The 20,983-nt window shown below is 64.2% G+C and carries 22 protein-coding genes; 10 read left to right on the top strand and 12 right to left on the bottom strand.

Going from position 1 to position 20,983, the window contains the following annotated elements; translation table 11 throughout:
- Nucleotides 1-32: 32 nt before the first annotated feature.
- Together ACFTWF_RS30940 and ACFTWF_RS30935 are read right to left on the bottom strand one after the other, a co-directional pair.
- On the bottom strand, nt 33-581 hold the full coding sequence (locus tag ACFTWF_RS30940) for a flavodoxin domain-containing protein (protein ID WP_378464922.1): 549 nt from the start codon (nt 579-581) through the stop codon (nt 33-35).
- Entirely contained in the window at nt 578-2,071 is a 1,494-nt protein-coding gene (locus ACFTWF_RS30935) for a DUF4389 domain-containing protein (protein ID WP_378464921.1), read from the bottom strand. Before ACFTWF_RS30935 ends, ACFTWF_RS30940 begins: the two co-directional genes overlap by 4 nt.
- A gap of 294 nt (nt 2,072-2,365) precedes the next feature.
- On the opposite strand from ACFTWF_RS30935, the gene ACFTWF_RS30930 reads away from it, so the two are divergent.
- On the top strand, nt 2,366-2,674 hold the full coding sequence (locus ACFTWF_RS30930; protein ID WP_378464920.1) for a hypothetical protein: 309 nt from the start codon (nt 2,366-2,368) through the stop codon (nt 2,672-2,674).
- Nucleotides 2,675-2,832: 158 nt separating this feature from the next.
- Here the strand turns inward: ACFTWF_RS30930 and ACFTWF_RS30925 are convergent, their stop codons facing one another.
- The 9 genes from ACFTWF_RS30925 to ACFTWF_RS30885 form a co-directional block, all read right to left on the bottom strand.
- Nucleotides 2,833-3,360, bottom strand: coding sequence for an alcohol dehydrogenase catalytic domain-containing protein (locus tag ACFTWF_RS30925; protein ID WP_378464982.1), 528 nt, complete (start codon nt 3,358-3,360; stop codon nt 2,833-2,835).
- Nucleotides 3,361-3,654: 294 nt separating this feature from the next.
- Nucleotides 3,655-3,855, bottom strand: a complete 201-nt coding sequence (locus ACFTWF_RS30920) for a ferredoxin (RefSeq protein WP_378464919.1) — start codon at nt 3,853-3,855, stop codon at nt 3,655-3,657.
- Between the two features lie 5 nt (nt 3,856-3,860).
- A complete protein-coding gene (locus ACFTWF_RS30915; protein ID WP_378464918.1) occupies nt 3,861-5,084 on the bottom strand; it encodes a cytochrome P450 in 1,224 nt (407 codons plus the stop codon).
- 96 nt (nt 5,085-5,180) lie between these two features.
- Nucleotides 5,181-6,581 carry an MFS transporter gene (locus ACFTWF_RS30910; RefSeq protein WP_378464917.1) on the bottom strand — a complete coding sequence of 467 codons (1,401 nt, stop codon included), beginning with the start codon at nt 6,579-6,581 and terminating at the stop codon, nt 5,181-5,183.
- Nucleotides 6,582-6,725: 144 nt separating this feature from the next.
- The gene (locus ACFTWF_RS30905; protein ID WP_378464916.1) at nt 6,726-7,508 is read right to left on the bottom strand and encodes an enoyl-CoA hydratase/isomerase family protein; all 783 of its coding nucleotides are present in this window, start codon (nt 7,506-7,508) and stop codon (nt 6,726-6,728) included.
- Between the two features lie 56 nt (nt 7,509-7,564).
- Nucleotides 7,565-8,740: a thiolase family protein gene (locus ACFTWF_RS30900; protein WP_378464915.1), complete on the bottom strand. Its 1,176-nt coding sequence runs from the start codon at nt 8,738-8,740 to the stop codon at nt 7,565-7,567.
- Entirely contained in the window at nt 8,737-10,275 is a 1,539-nt protein-coding gene (locus ACFTWF_RS30895) for a class I adenylate-forming enzyme family protein (protein WP_378464914.1), read from the bottom strand. The genes ACFTWF_RS30900 and ACFTWF_RS30895 overlap by 4 nt, the downstream gene beginning before the upstream one ends.
- Nucleotides 10,272-10,697 (bottom strand): Zn-ribbon domain-containing OB-fold protein, encoded by a 426-nt coding sequence (locus tag ACFTWF_RS30890; protein WP_378464913.1) that lies wholly within the window; start codon nt 10,695-10,697, stop codon nt 10,272-10,274. The genes ACFTWF_RS30895 and ACFTWF_RS30890 overlap by 4 nt, the downstream gene beginning before the upstream one ends.
- Nucleotides 10,694-11,560 carry a hypothetical protein gene (locus tag ACFTWF_RS30885; protein WP_378464912.1) on the bottom strand — a complete coding sequence of 289 codons (867 nt, stop codon included), beginning with the start codon at nt 11,558-11,560 and terminating at the stop codon, nt 10,694-10,696. Before ACFTWF_RS30885 ends, ACFTWF_RS30890 begins: the two co-directional genes overlap by 4 nt.
- Before the next feature lie 228 nt (nt 11,561-11,788).
- Here ACFTWF_RS30885 and ACFTWF_RS30880 point away from each other — a divergent pair, with 228 nt between their 5' ends.
- From ACFTWF_RS30880 to ACFTWF_RS30865, 4 genes are all read left to right on the top strand, one after another.
- A complete protein-coding gene (locus tag ACFTWF_RS30880) occupies nt 11,789-12,553 on the top strand; it encodes an SDR family NAD(P)-dependent oxidoreductase (protein WP_378464981.1) in 765 nt (254 codons plus the stop codon).
- Nucleotides 12,550-13,335, top strand: a complete 786-nt coding sequence (locus ACFTWF_RS30875; protein ID WP_378464911.1) for a crotonase/enoyl-CoA hydratase family protein — start codon at nt 12,550-12,552, stop codon at nt 13,333-13,335. Before ACFTWF_RS30880 ends, ACFTWF_RS30875 begins: the two co-directional genes overlap by 4 nt.
- Nucleotides 13,320-13,508, top strand: a complete 189-nt coding sequence (locus tag ACFTWF_RS30870) for a hypothetical protein (protein ID WP_378464910.1) — start codon at nt 13,320-13,322, stop codon at nt 13,506-13,508. The genes ACFTWF_RS30875 and ACFTWF_RS30870 overlap by 16 nt, the downstream gene beginning before the upstream one ends.
- A gap of 148 nt (nt 13,509-13,656) precedes the next feature.
- The gene (locus ACFTWF_RS30865) at nt 13,657-13,878 is read left to right on the top strand and encodes a hypothetical protein (protein WP_378464909.1); all 222 of its coding nucleotides are present in this window, start codon (nt 13,657-13,659) and stop codon (nt 13,876-13,878) included.
- Nucleotides 13,879-14,061: 183 nt separating this feature from the next.
- Here the strand turns inward: ACFTWF_RS30865 and ACFTWF_RS30860 are convergent, their stop codons facing one another.
- Nucleotides 14,062-15,552 (bottom strand): aldehyde dehydrogenase family protein, encoded by a 1,491-nt coding sequence (locus ACFTWF_RS30860; RefSeq protein ID WP_378464908.1) that lies wholly within the window; start codon nt 15,550-15,552, stop codon nt 14,062-14,064.
- A 221-nt stretch (nt 15,553-15,773) separates the two neighbouring features.
- On the opposite strand from ACFTWF_RS30860, the gene ACFTWF_RS30855 reads away from it, so the two are divergent.
- The 5 genes from ACFTWF_RS30855 (at nt 15,774) to ACFTWF_RS30835 (ending at nt 20,739) form a co-directional block, all read left to right on the top strand.
- The gene (locus ACFTWF_RS30855) at nt 15,774-16,907 is read left to right on the top strand and encodes an amidohydrolase family protein (RefSeq protein ID WP_378464907.1); all 1,134 of its coding nucleotides are present in this window, start codon (nt 15,774-15,776) and stop codon (nt 16,905-16,907) included.
- A 16-nt stretch (nt 16,908-16,923) separates the two neighbouring features.
- The gene (locus tag ACFTWF_RS30850; RefSeq protein WP_378464906.1) at nt 16,924-17,895 is read left to right on the top strand and encodes a PDR/VanB family oxidoreductase; all 972 of its coding nucleotides are present in this window, start codon (nt 16,924-16,926) and stop codon (nt 17,893-17,895) included.
- Nucleotides 17,896-17,974: 79 nt separating this feature from the next.
- Nucleotides 17,975-19,153, top strand: a complete 1,179-nt coding sequence (locus ACFTWF_RS30845; RefSeq protein ID WP_378464905.1) for an acyl-CoA dehydrogenase family protein — start codon at nt 17,975-17,977, stop codon at nt 19,151-19,153.
- Nucleotides 19,150-20,322 (top strand): thiolase family protein, encoded by a 1,173-nt coding sequence (locus ACFTWF_RS30840; RefSeq protein WP_378464904.1) that lies wholly within the window; start codon nt 19,150-19,152, stop codon nt 20,320-20,322. The genes ACFTWF_RS30845 and ACFTWF_RS30840 overlap by 4 nt, the downstream gene beginning before the upstream one ends.
- A gap of 72 nt (nt 20,323-20,394) precedes the next feature.
- Nucleotides 20,395-20,739: a Rieske (2Fe-2S) protein gene (locus tag ACFTWF_RS30835; protein WP_378464903.1), complete on the top strand. Its 345-nt coding sequence runs from the start codon at nt 20,395-20,397 to the stop codon at nt 20,737-20,739.
- Nucleotides 20,740-20,983: the final 244 nt, after the last annotated feature.

Below are 20,983 nucleotides of genomic sequence, written 5' to 3'. Positions count from 1 at the left end.
GGAGGGTGGCCCCTCGGTGCCGGCCGCTGGATTTACGTCCGACGTCCGTCTTTTCCTACCCCGTCCGATAGGGTGGCGATGGTGGCAGCCCATGAGCACACGTCCGTCCAATCCCGGGCGTCGCCGTAGTGCCCGCCCATGAGTGTGAAGACGACTCGTCCGAAGCCCGGCCAGTCACCCGGGGAGATCGCCCCGGCGAAGAATCGGTGGTCGCGGACATCAGCGGCACGGCGCAGCATTTGCACTGCCCTCGGCTCCGGGGTCACCCGACTCAGAATGCGCGCCAACCGTTTCGACAGCGTCGTGCTCGTAGCACCCACCGACGAGACCGAGAACGCCCATACTTGTTTTCCCTGGAACTCGGACCACAAGCGCTCGACCGCGTCGGAGGCCTCGGCGAGCCATTGCCCGCCATGGATCGCGCTACCGAGGACGATTACGTCGTAGGAGTCCAGATGTGACACATCCGACGCCGGCCGCACCGCGACCAGCTGCCCGAACTCCTCGAGGGACGACCCGAGCCGCTCCGCTATGCCCCGAGTCGAGCCCTTCGCGGTCGCATACGCCACCAAAACCGTCATCCGGGTGGTCCTTCCGAGGAGGTGCCGGGACCAGGATCCCCTTCGCAGGCATCCGGGATGAGCTCGCCCGGCTCGAATGGTCCTTGATCGAGGCGGAACGGGGGGTACTCGTCGCGCATGAGAGTCACGTAGGCGGCGACGCGGAACGCCCAACGGTTGATGCCCATCACGAAGTCGAACAGGCCACGTGGGTACCGACCGGTGAAGAGGAGTGCGATCGCCGCGAAGGTCACCGAGATGCCGAGTAGGGAACCGAAAATCCAGGGCGGTCGGAAGTCCGCCCCGGCGGTGGCGGTCGCTCCGGCACGCCAGCCGCCGAACCAGCCTCCCGCGAGTATCGCGAGGATCACGTAGTGCGGGATCGCCAGCAGCCACCATTTCACGAGGACCAGTCCCCGGGACAGTCGCGCGGGGTAGTCGACGTCGAAGTCCGCCGGGTAGTCGGTACGTGCGAGGGTGAAGGGTGGGTAGCGGTCGGTGGCCAAGGCCGAGTAGGTGTAGAACTGCACTCGCCACCACCATCGGAGGACGCCGACGTTGAAGTCGAAGAGCGCGCGCGGGTATCTGGTGGTGAACAGAATCGCCACGCCGGACACCAGGGTGGTGACGACGAAGGCGATCCCGAGGAAGAAGAGCACGAAGAAGTGCGGGATCGCCAGGAGCCACTTCACCAGCCATAACCATCGTGACAGTGGTTCGTCGCCTCGACCGATGAGTCTTGCGGGATAGACGGTCCACGGAACTTTCGGGTGCGTGGGCTCGCCCATGATTTCGGTGTCCGCTGCCTCCGCGACGGGATGTGGTTGAGGCGGACCGTGCCGCCCCAACCCGATTGCGCCTGCCACGATCAACGGAATTCCGATGATCAGAAGAACGACTGCTCCGATCAGGACGCTCAGAGCAAGTGGTCCGAGAAACGTCAGGCGCGCTCCGGCCTGAATGTCGACGGACAGCCCTGGCGTCGCGTCGGCCTTCATCACGACGGCCGTCCAGGACCCCGGCTGCAGCTCCCAGCGCACCTCTTGTGTACCGGGCCCCGATGACGAGACCGACCAGAACGACTGTGTGCCTGGTTGTTCCGCGGTTCGGGTGCCGGGGATCTGCCGATAGGTGGGCCGGAACGGAGCGAATTGCACCTCCGTGACCTCGGTGCGAGCAACGTCGGTGAAGTATTTGTCGACCTCGTCACGGGGGCCGATCCCGATGAAGATCTCTTGGCCTGGATCGGTCGCGGTTGCACGCAGAAGTATCCGGCCGAGGTTCTCGGTGCTGAATCCTTTCGGAAGGTCGGCGCCCTCGAAGAGATCGACCTTCTCCGAGACGAGGGCACTCTCACTCGTCTGATAGTGCTCACGCGGCGAGGTGAAGTGCCCGCCGTCGCGTTGCATGAAATATGCCCACCCGAGAAACGCCGAGGCACTGAGCAGAGCAAATCCGGCCAGGGCGCTGAGACATCCCAGGACCAGGACAGCCACTCTGCCGCTTCGCATAGGCACCTCCTCCCGGTCCGGTGTCCCCGAAGTCTCAGTGTGAGGCGGCGCTCCATCCGTGCGTCAGGGTCATTGGTCACCACCTCCCCCACCCTCTCGCGGAGTCGCGCGGCAACGGCAGATCGCAGACGAAAGGCCCTAGTACAGCCCCGATCGATCGGCGACAGTGGAGCAGGACAGAAGCGGACATGCCACCCTACGGCGGCCGATCTCGCGAAGTTTGCGGCGGCCACCGCAGCCGGTCCCGCCCAGATCGCGATGTACGGACCGATATTCAACTCCAGCACCGGCGCGGTGACGATCTGGAATGCCGGCGCGCTGTACACGATCATCGCTGTCGCGGTGATCCTGACCGTGATCCGGCACACCCGGGCCGAGGAGGAAACCGGGCGCGCCGAACCAATTAATTCGACCTCGGTCCGCCGGTACGCCGGACTGACGGTCGCGATTGCCGTCGCCGCGGGCGCATCGATCGTGACGGGAGCCTTCGGCGTGGTGTTGCGCATGTTCGACCTGCCCCTGGCCGGCTCTATCGGCTACGGAGCCGGCCTGGCCGCCAGCGGTCTGGGTTCACCGCGGTGGCCGCCGTCGCCGCGCAGTTGACCACCGCGGCCCGCACCGCCCGCGGCATCGCGCTGGGCGCGTTCCCCCGCGTCCATTCTCGCTGACCGCTGCACCCACCATGGTCTCAGATTTCCCTGGTAGCGGTAGCTGATATCGACTGGTGAAGAACCGAATTCGGTGACATCGGTACGGAGTTTTCAGCGAGCGCAATACGGCTTTGCACATCCTCTACCATGCAGATTCCCCGAGGTCGAGCACAATGATCCGCACGCTCGTAAGTGCCCGGAGCAACTCGACAGCGAACTGGCAAGGCCCCCATCCCGATGACCACCGCGGTTGAACCGGGCGCAGTTCGTCCTTGGCGGCATTGATGGAGTGGTAGGGAACGAGGCCGACGTCAGGGAGGACCGCCGCCAATGCGGGGTCGAGGCCCGTCGGCGGGGACGAGGGCAGAAGCGGGACCTGTGACGAAATCGGCCAATCCCCCGGTCGACGGAGATTCCGCGGGTGGCAGCGGGATACATCCATCCCCCTGTGCTCAGGCAAGCGTTCTCCCGTCCCGCGACACACTGCCGGCAGCGGTCGCAGGACCAGACTGGGTGTACGACGACGAGGTCCCCGACCGACGGTCTATCCACGCCGTCGACCCGCTCGACGACATGACCGGCGATCTCATGACCGAGCACAACCCGTGGGGACCATCTGCTCGGAGGCTGCGCGATCATGAATGTCGGTTTGGCAGATACCGGCAGCGGCAACACGCAGCGGAACGTGTCCGGGCGTGATCGTGGGTCTTCCGACTTCATTGGATTCGACTCGGTTCACATCGAGATATGGATAGCTCGCATAGCTTCATCGCCTCTGAGTTACGCAGCCGTGAAGTAGTCGAATTACCGCTGGAGGTATGTCTGCGTCGGGACATCCCAGTTTCGTGGGTTCTGCGTGACCGACACCAGTACAGGCTATGGACTCGTCGGGGTTACGAGACCACAACCTCCACTGGATCAGCGGTAATCGAGTTAGTCTTCACTCAGTGTGATGGCTCCCTCGGGACAACTCTGAGCGCCGATACGGGCGGATTCCTCATGTTGGGGCAGCACTTCCCGTTCGACGTCGCGGTTCTCCGAGAAGCCGTCGTCGTCGGGTGTGTACACGTCGGGGGCGATGGAGTAGCACCGTCCGTGTCCTGTGCATAATGCTCCGTCGATCCTCAACTTCATGGTCGTCAGCCTTTCGCTTCTTGTTCGACATCGAAGGTGATTTCCAGTGATGTCGTCGTCCTGAGTTGGCCCGTTTCGGTCTTGGCCGTCGTTCCGTCGGTGATGTGGAAATTCGGGATGCGGCGGAGGAACTCCTCGAGGGTGACCTTGAGTTCGAGCCGGGCGAGGTGGGATCCGAGGCAGCGATGCGGTCCCATGCCGAACGCCGAGTGCACCACTGCCTTGCGATGAATGTTCAGGGTGGTGGGGTCTTCTGTGGTGGCGGGATCGCGCGACACCGCCGCATAGTTGAGAGCGATCCAGTCACCCTGCTTGAGCTCGAGGTCGCCGAGAACTGTGTCCTGGGTGACGTAGCGGGCCGGTGCCACCACGGGGGCGAACAGTCGAACGAATTCCTCGACGGCCTGCGGGATGAGGTCGGGGTTGTCGCACAGCTCTTTGCGCACATCATCATGCTGGGCGAGGTAGTTCACCGCCGCCGTCATCGCGTGGGTGGTGGTCGCCAGTCCACCGAACACAAGATCCAACACGATCGCGACCTTGTCCTCCCACGGTGCCGGCTCTCCGTCTTCCGTCGTGACGCCGGCGTTGACGATGTCGACGACATCGCCTCGAGGAGCTTCCCTACTGCGCTGTTCCATGTAGGTAGCGAGGTAGTCCCGCACTTTCACGAAGTACTGAGGCCTTTGCTCCACGGGGCCGAAGGTCCCTTTGTCGATTCCTTCGAAGAGCTCTGGGAGGTCCGCTTCGGGCACGCCCATCACGCACCGGAAGAACACCATGCCCGGCAGGTGGGCGGAGAAGTCACTGACGAAGTTGCAATCTCCCTTCGCCTCGAATTTGTCGATCAACTCATTCGCGATCGTCCGGATCTGATTTTCGAACTCGGCGATGGCCGTCGGCGAGAAGAAGGGATTGAGTACCTTGCGCCACTTGTCGTGGTACGGAGGATCTGATTCTTCGGGCAGGATCGTGGGCGTTCCTTCGGGACGGTTGACCGCGTAGCCCTTCGCCGAACTGAAGGTGCGCCAGTCCTGTGCGGCCTTCTTCACATCCTTGTAGGTATTGATCACCTTGTAACCATGCCCAGTGGTGCTGTGCGCGACCGGGCATCTGGCGGCCATTTCGTTGAGCACTTCGTCAAAGCGTTCATTGAACTCCGGGTCTTCGAAATCGAAGTCGGTGAACATGTCTCGCTTGAACGGATTCGCTTCCGGGGTGTGCGTCATGGTGAACCTTTCACTCGGGTGAGGGTCGTTCGTGCATATGCCCCATCAGGGCTGTGGGGCGCGGACTGCCCGGTCCAGTTGCCGGACGTCTTCGGCCTAGGTCAACACGCGGTCACGGGTCTCCGGCATCCGTGCATATACGACTACGCCCACCAGTGCCGCCGCGGCGACGTAGAGCCATACCCAGTCCTGCAAACCGTTAGTGGCCAACCAGGTGGTGACGTAGGGTGCCGTTCCGCCGAACACGGCAACCGCGATCGCGAAAGGGAAGCCGATCCCGGTGGTGCGCACCTCGGCGGGGAACTGTTCGGCCATGACCGTCGCGATAAGCCCTGCATAGCAGGCCAACAGCGTGACACCTACGATCTCCACGGCGAACAGTGTCCAGAAGCCGCCGGTCTCGAGCAGCCGGAATGCCGGGTACGCGAAGACCAGGAATCCGGCTGCGAACGTCAACATCACAGGTTTGCGCCCTACGCGGTCGGCGATGATTCCGACGAAGGGAAGAAGGCACAGGAAGTAGGCCAGCGCTATCGTGTTCGCCACCAGCGCCGTCTGCAGCGTCATCGTGCCGATCACCGCGCTGACGTAGCCCGGCATGTAGTTGATCCAGATGTAGTAGATCAGCACGCCGGCGGCCGCCATCCCGATCACGCGGAGCGCCGCCCGCGGGTGCTTGCGGAACACTTCGGTCAGAGGATTACGCGGAATGCGGCCCTCCTCGTGCGCGGCGCGGAAGCTGTCGGTCTCATCGAGACCGACACGCAGCCATAGACCTACCATGCCAAGAAGTCCGCCCGCGATGAAGGCGGCCCGCCAACCCCAGGACGACATGGCCTCAGGTTCCAGGGCGGACGTCAGCACCAGGGCGAGCACGGCAGCGATCAACACACCCAGTCCTGCCGACACCTGTTGCCACGATCCCGCGAAGGCGCGGCGCATCCCGGTGGCCGATTCGACGAGCAGCGCGGAGGACGAGCCGAATTCACCTCCGGCTGAGAATCCCTGAACAAGGCGCGCCAGCAGGAGCACGATCGGCGCCACCACGCCGATCTGCTCGTAGGTCGGGCACAGCGCGATCACGAAGGCGCAGCCTGCCATCATCGTGATGGTCAGTGTCAGCCCCTTCTTGCGCCCGTAGCGATCGGTGAAGGCGCCGATGACAGCCCCACCGACCGGGCGCATCACGAAACCGACAGCGAAAACGGCAAGCGTCGCGAGAAGGCCCGCAGCAGGCGCGGCAGGCGGGAAGAATTGGGTGGCGAACACCGGTGCGAGCGCGCTGTAGAGTGCCCAGTCGATCCATTCGACGGTGTTGCCGACTGATCCGGCGAGCAGCGCCTTACGTTTCTTGCGGGACTCGGTTCGAGCGGCACTCGCGCGAGTGCGACTGTCTTCGACGGACAATGTCCAACCTCCTGTTGGGGTTCCACGCTCAGAGTCTTCGGCTATCGCGGTAGCCGCCGTGATCCAGGTTACTAAGGATAATATATGCATCTTTATCCGATCCCCACGGGTTGTCAACCCTACGCCGAGACATGAAATCAGCGCGGTATGTCGTTGTCCACCAACCACATTTGAATACAGGGCGGAGCATTGGGCACTACCCTCCACCCGCATTCTCGATTCGCTGGCGGACGGTCAGCTTCCGATGAAGTGCGCCGTCCGCTTCTCGGTCAGGGCGCGCCGGGCCTCGCGGGAATCCTCGGTAGACATGACGACCGCGTGGTGGGAGGAGATGAGGTCGAGCGCCGTTCGCAGGTCGTGCTTCTCGCCCAGTTTCGCGCTGCGCTTGATCATCTGAACCGCGACGGGGGGCTGATGAGCTATTTCGGTGGCCAACGCAAGTATGGCCTCGTCCAAGTGGTCGTCGGGGTGGACGGCGCTGACCAGTCCCAGGGAGAACGCTTCCTGCGCGGCGACGACCTTGCCGGTCCACATCAGCTGCAGGGCGGTGGCGGTGCCGACGATACGAGGTAGCAGATAGCATCCTCCGTCACCGGGTACCAGGCCCACTCTGATATATGCCTGGGAGAACCGGGCGGACTCGGATGCCAGCCGGATATCGGTGAGCAGCGCCATGTCCATTCCGGCGCCGAATGCGTCCCCGGAGACTGCGGCCAGGTAGGGCTTGCTGAGCGCTTCAGCAGCGTGGGCGACGCGGTGCACGTGCTGGGTGAGGAGGTTCTTGGCGCCGAGGGGTGTTGGTTCGATGGTGTCGAGCACCGCGAGATCGACACCCGAGCAGAATGTTCCACCGGCACCGGTCAGGACGACGACGCGGACATTCGGGTCGTGTTCGGCCTCGATCAATACGTTCGCCCACGTGTCGATCATCTCCAAGGTGAAGGCGTTCTTGCGCTGCGGCCGGTTGAGTGTGATGGTGGCGATGTGGTCGGCCACTGCATAGTCGATGTCTGCCATGATGGTTCCTTCAATGGGAGCGGCCGGCGATTCGGCGGCCTGCTTGCGGGCGACGGTCAGTCCGCGGCTCCGAGGACGAGGACGTTGTAGTACTGGGCGCCGGATCCGGCACCGGCGACCAGACCGGTCCGGGCTCCGGGTACCTGCCTGCTGCCACCGTCTCCGCGGATTTGCCGGACGGCCTCGATGATCTTCAAGGTTGGCGCGCCCCAACCGATGTGGCTGAAGGACATGACGCCACCATCGGTGCAGGTGGGTAGTCCTCCGTCGATTCCGATTCCGGTGTCGAGCGCGAACGGTCCACCGTCACCTTGTTTGCAGAACCCGAGTGCCTCGTACTGCCTGAGGACTTCGGCGGAGTTGACGTCGTACAACTGGACGAAATCGAGGTCGCGTGGTTCGAGTCCGGCGGTCGCATAGGCCCGGCGTGAGGCGTCGGCTCCGATCATCCACACGTCGTCGTACCGGGGTGGGTCGACATACTGCTGCCGCATCCATTCGGCACCTCCCCCGAGAATCCGAACCGGTGTGGACGGGAGATCACGGGCTCGTTCGAGCGTGGTCACGACCAGTGCCGCGGCGCCCTCGTTGGCCAGACATACTTCCAACCGGGTAAAGGGATCGACGAGCTTTGGTGCGGCGAGGATGTCCTGGGCGGTGTACGGGCCGCGGCCGGCCATCACTGCGTCGGGATTGACCGATCCGGTGTTCCGGATGGCGGCGGCGACTTCGGCCATCGCTTCGCGGGCATGCGAATATTCGTGCAGGTAGCGTTGCGCCACAAGCGCGAACTGAGCTGTGGTGAACGACCCGAAAGGTTCGACGAACTCGTTTGCGGGACGAGTGTAGGAGGCGACGCGTCCGGCCTCGGCGCTCATCACCCCGGCTTGGCCGCCGGTGATCAGCACCGTGTGGCACTGACCCGTCGCGATCGCGGCGGCGGCGTCGAGGACTGCGGGCACTCCCTGTGGGTAGGTGTCGCCGATCCATCGCACCGGGATTCCCAGCAGTCCGGCCCAGTCCGCCGATCCGGGCTGGAAGACGGTGCCACCAGGACCTGGCCAGCGAGCACAGATGCCGTCGACCCCGCTGCGATCGATACCGGCGTCGGAGAGGGCCGCCTTGGCGGCGCGCACACTGGCGGTCAGCGAGTTCATCTCCAGTCGGCGGGCCTGCTCGGTCATGCCGACGCCAACGACCGCGATGTTGTGAAATGGGTGGCGAGTGGTCATGACACACCGGCCGGAGACACCAACGTGTCCCGGACTTGGGCTTTCGTGATCTTGCCGACCGCATTGCGGGGGAGCTCGTCCCATACCTCGATACGCTCGGGAACCTTGATGCTCGGCAGGCCGCATTCTCGGCACCATTGCCTGAGTTCTTCCACCGAGGGCGCATGCGTCCCGCTCGCGACAATGACCGCGGCGATCGCCTCACCCCATTCGGGATCGTCGAGCCCCACGACGGCGGCCTCGCGGACCTGTTCGTGCAGGGTCAGCACGTTCTCGATTTCGGTGGGCGCGATGTTGAATCCGCCGCGAATAATGAGGTCCTTCTTGCGGCCGACGATCTCCAGGAAGCCGTCGGGGGTCCATTGCCCGATGTCGCCGGAGTGCATCCATCCGTCGACGAGCACCTCCGAGGTCCGCTCCGGTTCGCGGTAGTAGCCGACCATCGTGTACGGCGTGCCGAACACGATCTCGCCGCGCTCCCCCGGTGGAACGTCGGATCCGGTTTCGTTGATCAGCCGCACCATCACCGCCATCGACTCTTTTCCACAGGTGGAGAACAGTTCCGGACGACCGCCCGCCGCAGCGGCGTGGTCGCTCTTGCGCAGCATGGTGCCGATCGAGGCGATCTCCGCCATCCCGTATAACTGGACGAAAATCGGACCGAATCGTTCGACCAGGGCAGCCACCCGGTCGGGGGCGATCGGCGCGGAGCCGTAGCCGATCGTCTGCAGGGTCGGGATCGCATCGGGGCCGAACTCGGATTCGAGGAGCCTGATCAGCATGGTCGGGACCAGAAAGGTGTGGGTGACCGCGTTCGATTGCACGTCTTCGACGAACCGCGCGGGCTTGAAACCCCGCGAGTCCGAGAATCCGATCGCTCCACCGAGGAGGGCGAGCGGGGCAAGGGTGATCTGCATGCTCGAGTTGTGCGGGATGGTGATCATCCACCGCGTCTGTGGGGTGAGTTCGTATTCGGTCACTGCCACCGCGGCGTGCTGCAGGGTGGCGCCGACACTGAAGAGGATGCCCTTCGGGCGACCGGTTGTGCCGCTCGAGTACACGATGCAGAAGTCGTCGTCCGCGCCCACCTGCCGCTCGATCTGCGGGGTGATGTCCGGTGAAGCGCTCAACTGGGCTTCGTACTGGCTCTCGTCGATATCGAGCACGACGATGTCGGTTCCGTCGGTGAGCCGCCGTGCCATCGGCGCCAGCTCCGTATCGGTGAGAATGACTTTCGGGGAGCAGTTGGTGAAGATGTCGGCATATTCGGGCTCGCCCAGCCGGAAGTTCAGGCCGACGTAGACGGCCCCCGCCTTGGCGCAGCCGCCGACGAGCTCGAGCACCTCCATGCGGTTGGCGACCAGGACCGCGACGCGGTCACCGCGGGTCACTGCGTACCGGTCGGAGAGGAGATTGGCCAGGCGGTTGGCCCGATCGTTGACCTGCGCCCAGGTTCGCGACCGGGTTCCGGCGAAGCACGCGATGGCCTCTGGGGTCCGGCGAGCGTTTCTACTGAAGGCGAGTCCGATGTTCATCGCGGATCCTCTGTGTCGATGGTGCGGAAGGCGGGGAAGGTCCAATGTTCGTCGATGTCGACCCAGCTCACTTCGACGCGGGCACCGATCCGTGCCGGCCCCGGACCGGCGGGGACGATGTTGGTGAGCAGTTGCCATCCCTCGTCCAGGTCGACGATTGCCAGCTCGTACGGTGCCTGCAGCGCCGGAGACGGGGACCGGTGAACGACCGTGCTGCTGTACACGATTCCGCGGCCGGTGCTGATCTGGTAACTCCACTTCTCGCCGAGGCAGTGGGGGCAGATCAGCTGGGGTGTGAAGAAGCTGCGCAGGCAGTCGTCGCAAACGGGACGGACCAGGCGATGCTCACGAGCGGCCGCCCAGAACGGCGCCGTCAATTCGCTCGAAGTGGGCAGCGGCCGCGCATATTGCACCTCGATCATCGGCCACCAACGAGGAGGAGATGAGCGGCATCCGCGACGGACATGCCGATGGTGACACCGCGGTCGCGGGCCGGTCCGTTGCAGGCGCTGATCAGCCCTTCGCGGTAGCCGCGGAACGCGTCCCCGATCGGCGCCGTTCGCCCGTCGATACACGCACCCGCGAGACCGGCGTCCTCCGCGGTGCGCAGGCCGACGATGCCGGAGTCGTTCTTCGACATGCCTCCGTCGTGGCAGATGAAGGCCCACGGATCGGCCTCGAGCAGGAACTTCGCGCCACTCCGGCCGGTATGGCCCGCGGTCACCATGACACTGCGGCCGGCGTCCTCCGGCAGAGCCCACACGATGGAGTCGGTGACCACGATCCGGCGACCGTCCTCGAGTTCCTCGACGATGTCCCGCCGGATCTTGTTTCCGACGGTGGCGTCAGCCAGCTCCTTGTCTCGGAGCAGTTCGGCGGCGTCGCGAACGGGCATTCCGACCGTCACTCCCAAGCTTTCGGCGTGGTAGTTCACGTGGGAAATCAGGCCGTTGTCGTAGAGGTCGCGGCCGTTGCCCATTTCCACGGTCATCCCGTCCGCGGTGGCGGCCGGGATTCCCAGGGCCTCCAGGTACCAGAGTCCGGCGATCCCGGCCCCGTCCTTGCCGACGCACGCGTCGTGCCCAATGACGCCGCGGGGACGGTGGATGGCACACATGCGGGCCGGAAGGACGCCAATGTACGACGCCGGCAGGACGACATCCCGATCGGTATTCCGCTCATCTACCCACCGCGCGGAGTCCATGATGATGATCCGTCGCCCGTCGCGCTCCGCGACAACTTCCTGGGGATGGTCCTTCTCCCGCTCCAGCAGGGTCTCTCCCACGTCACTTCTCCTCGCCAGTTCGGTGCTCGTCACAAACCTGAAACGTTATGTGGTGATATCATAAGCATATTTAAAGCCTCCTGAGAAGGGCCTTTGACATTGAGCCGTACGCCCGGGGACCGGCTCGGGGTCTCGACCAGCGACGTTAATCATGCTTATATTATCTACGTTAAACCTCTGCTTCTGTCGAAAAGAGTCGACCGGGGCTTCGAGACGAAGGAAAATCGTATGAATCTGAATGGAACATCCGCGCTGGTCACGGGAGGGGCATCGGGCCTAGGATTGGCCAGCGCGCGCGCACTGGCCAAACGGGGTGCGCACGTGACCCTCCTGGACTTGCCCAGCTCCGCCGGCGAGAAGGTTGCCGCGAGTTTCGGCGGGAGCGCCAGCTTCGCTCCCGCCGATGTCACCGACGAGGAATCGGTGTCCGCCGCGCTTGACACCGCGCAGTCCTACGGCACGTTGCGTGCGGTAGTGCATTGCGCCGGGCGTAGTCATACGATGCGCATCCTCGACAAAGAAGGGCGACCCAACTCGCTCGAGAACTACTCGGGAGTCATCCAAACCAATCTCATCGGCTCCTATAATGTGCTGCGGCTCAGTGCCGCCCGAATGGTAAGCAACGAACCACTCGACGGAGACCGCGGCGCGATCGTGATGACAGCATCGGTCGCGGCCTGGGAGGGCCAGGTCGGGCAGATTCCCTATGCTTCGTCGAAGGCAGGCGTGGTCGGTATGACGATCGTCGCCGCGCGAGACCTCGCCACCCATCAGATCCGGGTCGCGACAATCGCGCCCGGCATCTTCGACACCCCGCTCCTCGCACGGCTTCCGGAGACCGTGCGCGACAAGCTCGGACAGGCGGTACCGCACCCCAGTCGCCTCGGTGATCCGGCGGAATTCGGCGAACTCGCCGTCCACATCATGGAAAATTCGATGATCAACGGTGAAACGATTCGACTCGACGGCGCGATTCGGATGGCGCCGCGATGAGCACCACCGAAGCCCGGCCATCGTTGACGGTCGATCGCCTGGCGAGTGGGGTGGCGGTTCTCACGATCAACCGGCCGGAAGCCCGTAATGCCGTCGATCTGGCCACCGCTCGGACAATCAGCCGCGCCCTCGACACGCTTGACAACGACCCGAACTGCCGAGTGATCGTACTTACCGGCGCCGGTGGACACTTCTCGGCGGGAATGGACTTGAAGGCATTCCGGGCGACGGGCGAACGCCCGGTCGACGAAAGCCGCGGGCCATTCGGGCTGGTGCGCAAACCTCCCGTCACGCCGATCATCGCTGCTGTCGAGGGCGCCGCCGTGGGCGGAGGCTTCGAGATCGCGCTCTCGTGCGATCTCATCGTCGCCGCCGAGGACGCCGTGTTCGGCCTCCCCGAAGTCCAGCGCGGGCTCACCGCCGCAGGCGGTGGGCTGCTACGACTGCCGTCTCGCATCCCTTATCACCTCGCAATGGAAGCAGTCCTGACCGGACGGCGCCTGACCGCCCGCTGGTGCGCGGAAAACGGATTGATCAACCGGATCGCACAACCAGGCCGTGCACTCGACACTGCGATGGAGCTGGCCGAGGAAATCAGCCGCAACGGCCCGCTGGCCGTGCGGGCGTCGAAGGAGGTAATCGTCGAGTCCGGCAACTGGGCGACCGGGGAAGCGTTCGAGCGTCAGGAGGTCATCGTCGACCCGGTGCGCCGCTCGTCCGACGCCCGAGAAGGCGCCGCCGCTTTCGCCGAGAAACGACCGCCCGAGTGGACTGGCCGCTGAGCAACTCGCTCGCCCTTTGCGGCTTCATCAGCGGCACCAGGCACAAGGCGCATCGGATGCTGGAAGCGAATGCCCCCGAGGAGTTCCGAGGTGATCGCACAGCGGATCATCAAGGACATCCGGACTCGGGGCTTCGTCCCGGCGATCCACTGGCAACGGAAACCGAGATGTGAGTCTTCTACAATGCCGGCCGTAGCACGCTTCGAGAAGGGCTGCGAATTCCCGAGCTTCTCCGGCGATCGAGATCCGGCCCGTACGCGGTGGCGAACCTGTCGTGGCCGCACCCAATTCACGACATCTCGCGAACACCATGGAATGTTGATGCAGTTCTCGGAGAACACGTTCCGCCCTGTCGTGGAGCTCCGGGGATCCATCGAGCCGATCGCTGTGGCCATCGGACTCGCGGTGCACGACACGATCTCCCAGACGGTCGCGGCGGGAGAGGCTATGAAACGTCACATGGTCGAGTCGGTGAAGTACTTCGAGAAGAAGTTCTCGGATGTCATGCGTCAAGTGGTGTCGTGGGAACTCTACGGCCTCTGACGTGCCTGCGACACAAGTAGACCGTATCCGCCCTCCTCGGGCCGGATACGGTCTCTTTCGCTGCCGGGTAGATGCATGTTCCTGCGACGGCGGGCGATGTCGAAATGCCGCGACCACAGCAAACCAGAGCGGTGGTGGGGAAGAGTTCACCGACTCTTCCCCACCACTCCGTGGCAAGAGGCGCTATCCCGAGTACGCCCCGCTGAGCAGAATCTGTTTGAGTTCGGTGAACTCGAGGATCCCCTCGGCACCGCATTCGCGACCCCACCCGGACTGCTTGACTCCGCCGAAAGGCTCGGTGAGCGAGCAACCCGCGAGATTGAGCGCCACTCCGCCCGACCGGATCCGCTTCGCGATTTCGAGCGCCTTGTCCCGATCCTTTGCGTAGACCGAGGCGGCGAGCCCGAACTCGGTGTCGTTCGCGATCCGAACCGCATCGTCGAGGTCATCATAGGCGATCACAACAGTGATCGGGCCGAAGACCTCTTCCTGCGCGATCTCCATGTCGCTGGTGACATCACGCAGAAGAGTCGGCGCGAAATAGAAGCCCCGTTCGAGACCGTCCGGCCGCATGCCGCCGGCGGCCACCACCGCGCCCTGCTCGATTGCCTTGGCCAGCATCCGTTCGGTCCGCTCGACGGAACGCTTGTTGGCCAGCGGCCCGAGATCGGTGCCCGGGTCGAAGGGGTTGCCGACCTTGATGGCATCGAACGCCTCGGCCAGCTTGGCGACAACCTCATCGTAACGGTTGCGGGAGACGAGAATTCGCGACAGTGCAACGCACACCTGTCCACAGCCGCCGGTGGCGCCGGGTACGAGGGTCGCAAGCACCTCGTCGATATCGACGTCGTCGGCGATGATCGCAGGCGACTTCCCGCCAAGTTCGAGTGCCGTCCGCGCCAGCCGGTGCGAAGTCTGCTGGACCACTTCCTTCGCCACCGCCGTACCGCCGGTCATGTGAACCATGTCGACATCGGGATGCTGAACGAGGTGCTTGCTCGTCTCCAACTCCGCCGCAAGTCCACTGATTACGCCTCGTGGGAAGCCGGCCGACTTGGCGGCGTCCAGAATCAGCCGGGACGTCAACTGCGATTCGGGCGCGAACTTGACCACCACCGTACAGCCGGCGAGGAGGGCAGGGATGACCTTCATTCCCATCAGCGGAACCGGACCGTTGTAGGTGAGAATCGCCAGGACGGTGCCGACGGGCTGACGTTGAATCAAGACTTCACTGGCGGCATTCTTGCGAATCTCCTCCCAGTTCAGGGAGGGGGCAATTCCAATCGCATGGCCCCAGATCGCCGGTCCGGCACCGGAGTTGATCATCTCGCTGTGCGCGAGGGTGTATCCGGATTCGAACATCCACGCGCGATTCATCGCGTCCAACCGCGCCTCGAGTTCGTCGGCGAACACGCGGCACACACGCGCGCGCTCCTCGATTGTCATGCGCGGCCACGGTCCCGCATCGAACGCCTCACGAGCAGCTGTCACCGCAGCATCGGCATCGGCAGTAGTCGGGGCGGGCACCGTGGCCACCACTTCCTCCGTCGAGGGCATGACCACGTCGATGGTTCCGGAATCGGTGGAGGTGACCCACTCTCCGGCGATGAACACCTTGTCGAGTCCAGGAACTGCGATGTCGAGTTCGTGAACGGTCTCGGTGGTAGTTGTCATCGGAACCTCTCAGATTGAAGTACGCACGGAATTCTGTGATGGAGATTACAGCTATAACAGAGATAACATAGTCATGTTTAATCGTCAATCGCCCGCCCCCGACCCCACGGACCTCGGCAGCCGGACGTTGTGATGCAGGTCTCGACATCCCTCCCAGCCATCTGTAAGGTACATAACATAGCACTATTTTACGAGCCACCGTCGAAGCGAGGAAAGTGCCCATGAGCACCGCGTATGCAGTACAACAGGCCACTGAAAAGAAGCAGTCGTTAACGATCATCGACTCCGACGTCCACCCCTATATGGAGAACGGACTCGCGACTCTGGTGCCCTACATGAGCCAGGCGTGGCAGAAACGCATCGGCAGCGGATTGGGCGGCGGCCACACGGTGGCGTCTCAGTTCCACCTGCCGTTGGACTACCTCTACATCAACTCCTCCGGCGGGATGCGTGGCGATACCTCCCGCCCAGGCATGTCCCCGGCGACCGACCCCGCATTCACCGCAGCCCAGCTCCTCGACGGAGCCGGCATCGATCGCGCGATTCTGCTGTCCGGACACCTACTGGGTATCGGAGCGATGCCCGATGCGCAGGTCGCCGCCACCATCGCGTCGGCGTACAACGACTGGATGTGTGAACGCTGGCTGCAGTTCGACGAGCGGTACCGCGGCGGCCTCGTCATCGCCCCTCAGGATCCCGAGCTAGCCGTCAAGGAAATCGATCGAATGGCCGATCGTCCCGGAATCGTCGAGATCTTCATGCCACTGCACGAAATCCTCATGGGCGAGAAGCACTACTACCCGATCTACGAGGCCGCACAGCGCCACGGGCTTCCCATCTGCGTACACCCGAGCGGTACCGAGAACGTCTACGCTCGCGCCCCCCGGATGGCCGGCACCCCGACCTACTACATCGAATGGCACGCTTTGCTCGGCCAGATCCATCAGGCGAACACCGCGAGCCTGCTGTGCCACGGTGTATTCGAACGCTTCCCGGAGCTGAAGATCGTCATCGCCGAAGGCGGTATCGCCTGGATCGCGGAGCTCACCTGGAAGCTCGACGCCGACTGGCACGGGCTGCGCGACGAGATCCCCTGGGTCAAGCGGCATCCGAGTGACTACCTCAATGAGAACATGCGGTTCACCACGCAGCCGTTCGTCGAACCGCCCAAGCGCCAGCACCTGACCGCGCTGATGGACATGATCAACGCCGAGAAGGTGCTGATGTTCAGCTCGGACTACCCGCACTGGAACTACAACGACCCCACCAACGCCCTCGCCGGCCTGCCGGAGGACCTCCAGCGCCGGATCATGTTCGACAATCCACGGGAGTTTTACGGTGACCGCATCAGCTGAGTGGGATACCACAGTCATGAATCTGACTACTGCCGCGAACGACAACGGGGTCGATCTCAGTCTCGTTGTCCACAACCGACGGATGCTGACGGCCGATATCGTGGCGTTGGATCTTCAGGCGAATGATGCTGAGCTGCTTCCCCCGTGGGCTCCCGGCGCACACGTCGAGATGAACCTCGACAACGGCCTGTCCCGGCAGTACTCGCTGTGCGGCGATCCGGCCGATCGTCAGAGGTGGACGGTTGCGGTGCTGCGTGAACCGAGCAGCCGGGGAGGTTCCGACTACATCCACGACGAAATGCCCGCGGGAGCAAAGGTGCAGTGCCGGGGTCCACGCAACAACTTCCCGCTCGAGCCCGCGAGTGCATACAAGTTCGTGGCCGGTGGTATCGGCATCACCCCGATGCTGCCCATGATCGGCGCGGCGGAAGCGTCCGGCACCCCCTGGACGCTCCTGTACGGCGGGCGCTCACTCGACTCGATGGCCTTCAAGGACGATCTGGCTCGCTACGGCGACAAGGTGCGCATCCATCCGCAGGACACCCTCGGGCTGCTCGACCTGGCGACCGAGCTGGCCGATCCCTCGCCCGGGACCGCGATCTATTGTTGCGGCCCCGAGCCGCTGCTGGCCGCGATCGAGAATCACTGCGCGTCGACATGGCCCGCGGGTGCGCTCCATGTGGAACGGTTCCGCGCCGATTTGCCGGACTTGACGGACGCCCGCCAGATCGAGATCGAACTCGCCCAGTCGGGCATGACGCTGACGGTGCCGGCCGACAAGAGCATCCTCGAGGTCTTGACCGAGGCCGGTGTCGAAGTGGATGCCTCGTGTGAGGAAGGCACCTGCGGAACCTGTGAAGTGATGGTGCTCGAGGGCACTCCTGAGCACCACGATGTGGTTCTCACCGAGAGCGAGCGCGAGAGCGGCGAGTGCATGATGATCTGCGTCTCACGCGCCAAGAGCAAATGCCTCAAGTTGGACCTGTGAAAAACTCTGCACAGCAACAGATATATCCTGAACGGCCCGGATTCGGAGCCGACAACGCCTGGATAGACAAGGAAAATTGATGGCTTTTGAATTGGACCAGAAGTACCTCGCTATTCGCGACGAAGCGGCCGCGGCCGCAGCAGCGGCCGAACCGTTCGCCATCGAGGCCGATGCGATGAGCACCGTGCACGAGGGTATGCGGAAGATCCTCGCCGACAGCGGTCTGTGGAGCCTGACGGTTCCGGCCAGATGGGGCGGGCGGTTCGAGACCGTCGACCCGCTCGCGGTGTGCGTCGTTCGGGAAGTTCTCATGGGAACCTCGGCGCACCTGGATTCGCTCTTTGCGCTGCAGGGCATCGGCAGCTTCGGACTGGCGCGGGCCGGTAGCGACAAGCTCCGCGACGAATGGCTGCCCAAAGTCGCCTCCGGAGACGTACTGGCCGGTCTCGGTCTCACCGAGCAGGACGCCGGCTCGGACCTGAAGAACATCGTCACCGAAGTACACCGAGACGGTGAACGTCTGGTGCTCACCGGCAACAAGTCCTTCATCTCCAACGGCGGCGCGGCCGGCTTCTACTGCGTGCTGACCCGGGAGGACGAGGGCCTGAGCTTGTTCCTCGTCCCGGCTGACGCACCCGGCCTGGCGATCACCCCCACCCCGGAGATCATCGCTCCCCACATCCTGGCCGAACTCACCTTCGACAACGTCGAGGTCAACGGGGACAACCGCATCGGCGAAATCGGCAAAGGACTCGAGCATGTGCTCGCCACCCTCGCGGTGTTCCGCGTCTCGGTCGCGGGTGCATCGATCGGCCTCGCCCAGGCGGCCCTGGACGAAGCAGCGCGGCACGCGGGGACACGTGTGCAGTTCGGGCGGCCCCTGGCCAAGCTCGGCGCGGTCGCCGACATGCTCGGGACATCCTGGGCCGAACTCGAGGCGGCCCGCCTGCTGAGCTACAAGGCTGCCGACATGGCGCGGGTAGACCCGGCGGCATCGCTGCACTTCAGCTCCATGGCGAAATTGGTTGCCAGTGAGACCGCCGGTCGCATCACCGACCGCGCGGTGCAGATGTCAGGACGCTTCGGGCTGGTTCGCGACTCCAAGCTCGAGCGACTCTACCGCCAGGCCCGCCCCATGCGGATCTATGAGGGTTCCTCGGAAATTCTCCGCCTCGGTATCTCCAAGACGCTCGTGAGCGCCGTCCTCGCCGACGACGCGGGCCGGGCGGCGACGACCCAGGAAGGACTCCGACGATGAGCCATGATGCGGCGCATCAGGCCGTCATCATCGACGCAGTGCGATCTCCGGTGGGCCGCGGTCACGCCGACAAGGGAGTTCTGCGAGACGTGCACCCCGCGGATCTGCTCGGGCAGTGCTACGAAGGTGTCGTGCAACGCGCGGGCATCGATCCGGCCGCCGTCGACAACGTGATCACCGGGTGCGCCAATCAGATCGCGCAACAGTCCTCGGGCATCGCCCGTACCGCATGGTTGCAGAAGGGACTGCCGGCCACCACCGGCGCGACGACGGTGGACATCCGATGCGGTTCCGGCCAGCAGGCAGCCCACTACGCTGCATCGTCGATCGCCGCCGGCATCGATCGTGCGGTGATCGCCGCCGGCATCGAACATATGGGCCGCAACGGCTTCCGTGTACACCATGGTTCGCAGGAGCAGTGGGGTCAGGCGTTCACCGAGGAACTACGCTCGCGGCACCCCCTGGTCTCCCAGGGCGTGGCCGCCGAGCGGTTGGCCGACCGGTATCAGATCAGTCGCGCCGAAATGGACGAGTTTTCCGCCTGGTCTCATCAACGCGCCGCTGCGGCCGCGCGGGACGGGCACCTGGCACGCGAAATCCATTCGATCGACGTCAGTGGCACCAAGATCGACACCGACCAGGGCATCCGGGCCGCGTCGACAGCCGAAGGGCTGGCAGCGCTGAAACCGGTCTTCGCGGACGGTGGGAAAGTGACGGCCGGCAACTCCTCGCAGATCTCGGACGGAGCCGCCGCCGTCCTACTTTCCAGCGCCCAGTTCGCGCAGGAATACGGACTCCGGCCCCGCGCACGGGTCGTGGACCAAGTTGTTCTCGGGGTCGACCCCGTCGACATGCTGACCGGCCCCATCCCCGCGACCACGCGCATCCTCGAGCGCAACAACCTGAGCATCCGTGACATCGACGCCATCGAGATCAACGAGGCATTCGCGTCGGTCGTGCTCGCTTGGCAGCGCGAATTCCAGCCCGACATGGACCGCGTCAACTCCTGGGGCGGAGCCATCGCGATCGGGCACCCGTTGGGCGCCACGGGTGCCCGGCTGCTCACCACGATCGTCAACCGGATGGAAAACACCGACGCCCGCTTCGGTCTCGTCACAATGTGCTGCGGCGGAGGCCTCGGCACCGCCACGTTGATCGAGCGGAACTGACCCCTACCCCCACCGTTCCCGTCGACGGGAACGGCCTCATCGCACGACTGGAGCACCACAATGACACGCCACGTGATCGGCAAACTGGACGAATTTCCCGACGACACCCGCCGCGTCGTCGACATCGAGGACGTCGAAATCGCCGTCTTCAATGTCGGCGGCGCCTTCCACGCGATGCGCAACGCCTGCCCCCACAAGGGCGCCTCGCTGTGCACACTCCCCCCCACCGGCATGATGCTCGAAAGCGTACCGGATGTTTACGAGTGGGGACGCGAGGGCGAGATCGTGCGGTGTCCCTGGCACGGCTTCGAATTCAACCTGTCCGACGGCAAGTCGGTCGTAGCGCCTCAGCTCAAGCTCCGCGCCCGTGTCTACAAGGTCGATGTCGAGGGCGAAGAGGTGGCACTCTACGTCTGATCGATTCCGTCGCCCGCTGTAGTCGCAACCGATCTCCAGGAGGACGGGCGACACCGCTGAACGATCTCGGACATCACGCGACCCGGGCCGGTGAAGACCGACCCGGGTCGTATTGTGCTCCGAACAATCGGTTCAACTCGGCTTATCCACGACCTGATGGGTAGGCACGCCTCGCGGTGGAATCGAAACGGCCCTGGTCCGATCTCTGCGCGAGATCGAACCAGGGCCGCTGGTGACAAAGGAC

This window comes from Rhodococcus sp. NPDC056960 (genome assembly GCF_042674125.1).
In the GTDB taxonomy this organism is placed as follows: Bacteria; Actinomycetota; Actinomycetes; order Mycobacteriales; family Mycobacteriaceae; genus Rhodococcus_F.
This window is presented reverse-complemented; position numbering and strand designations above follow the sequence as displayed.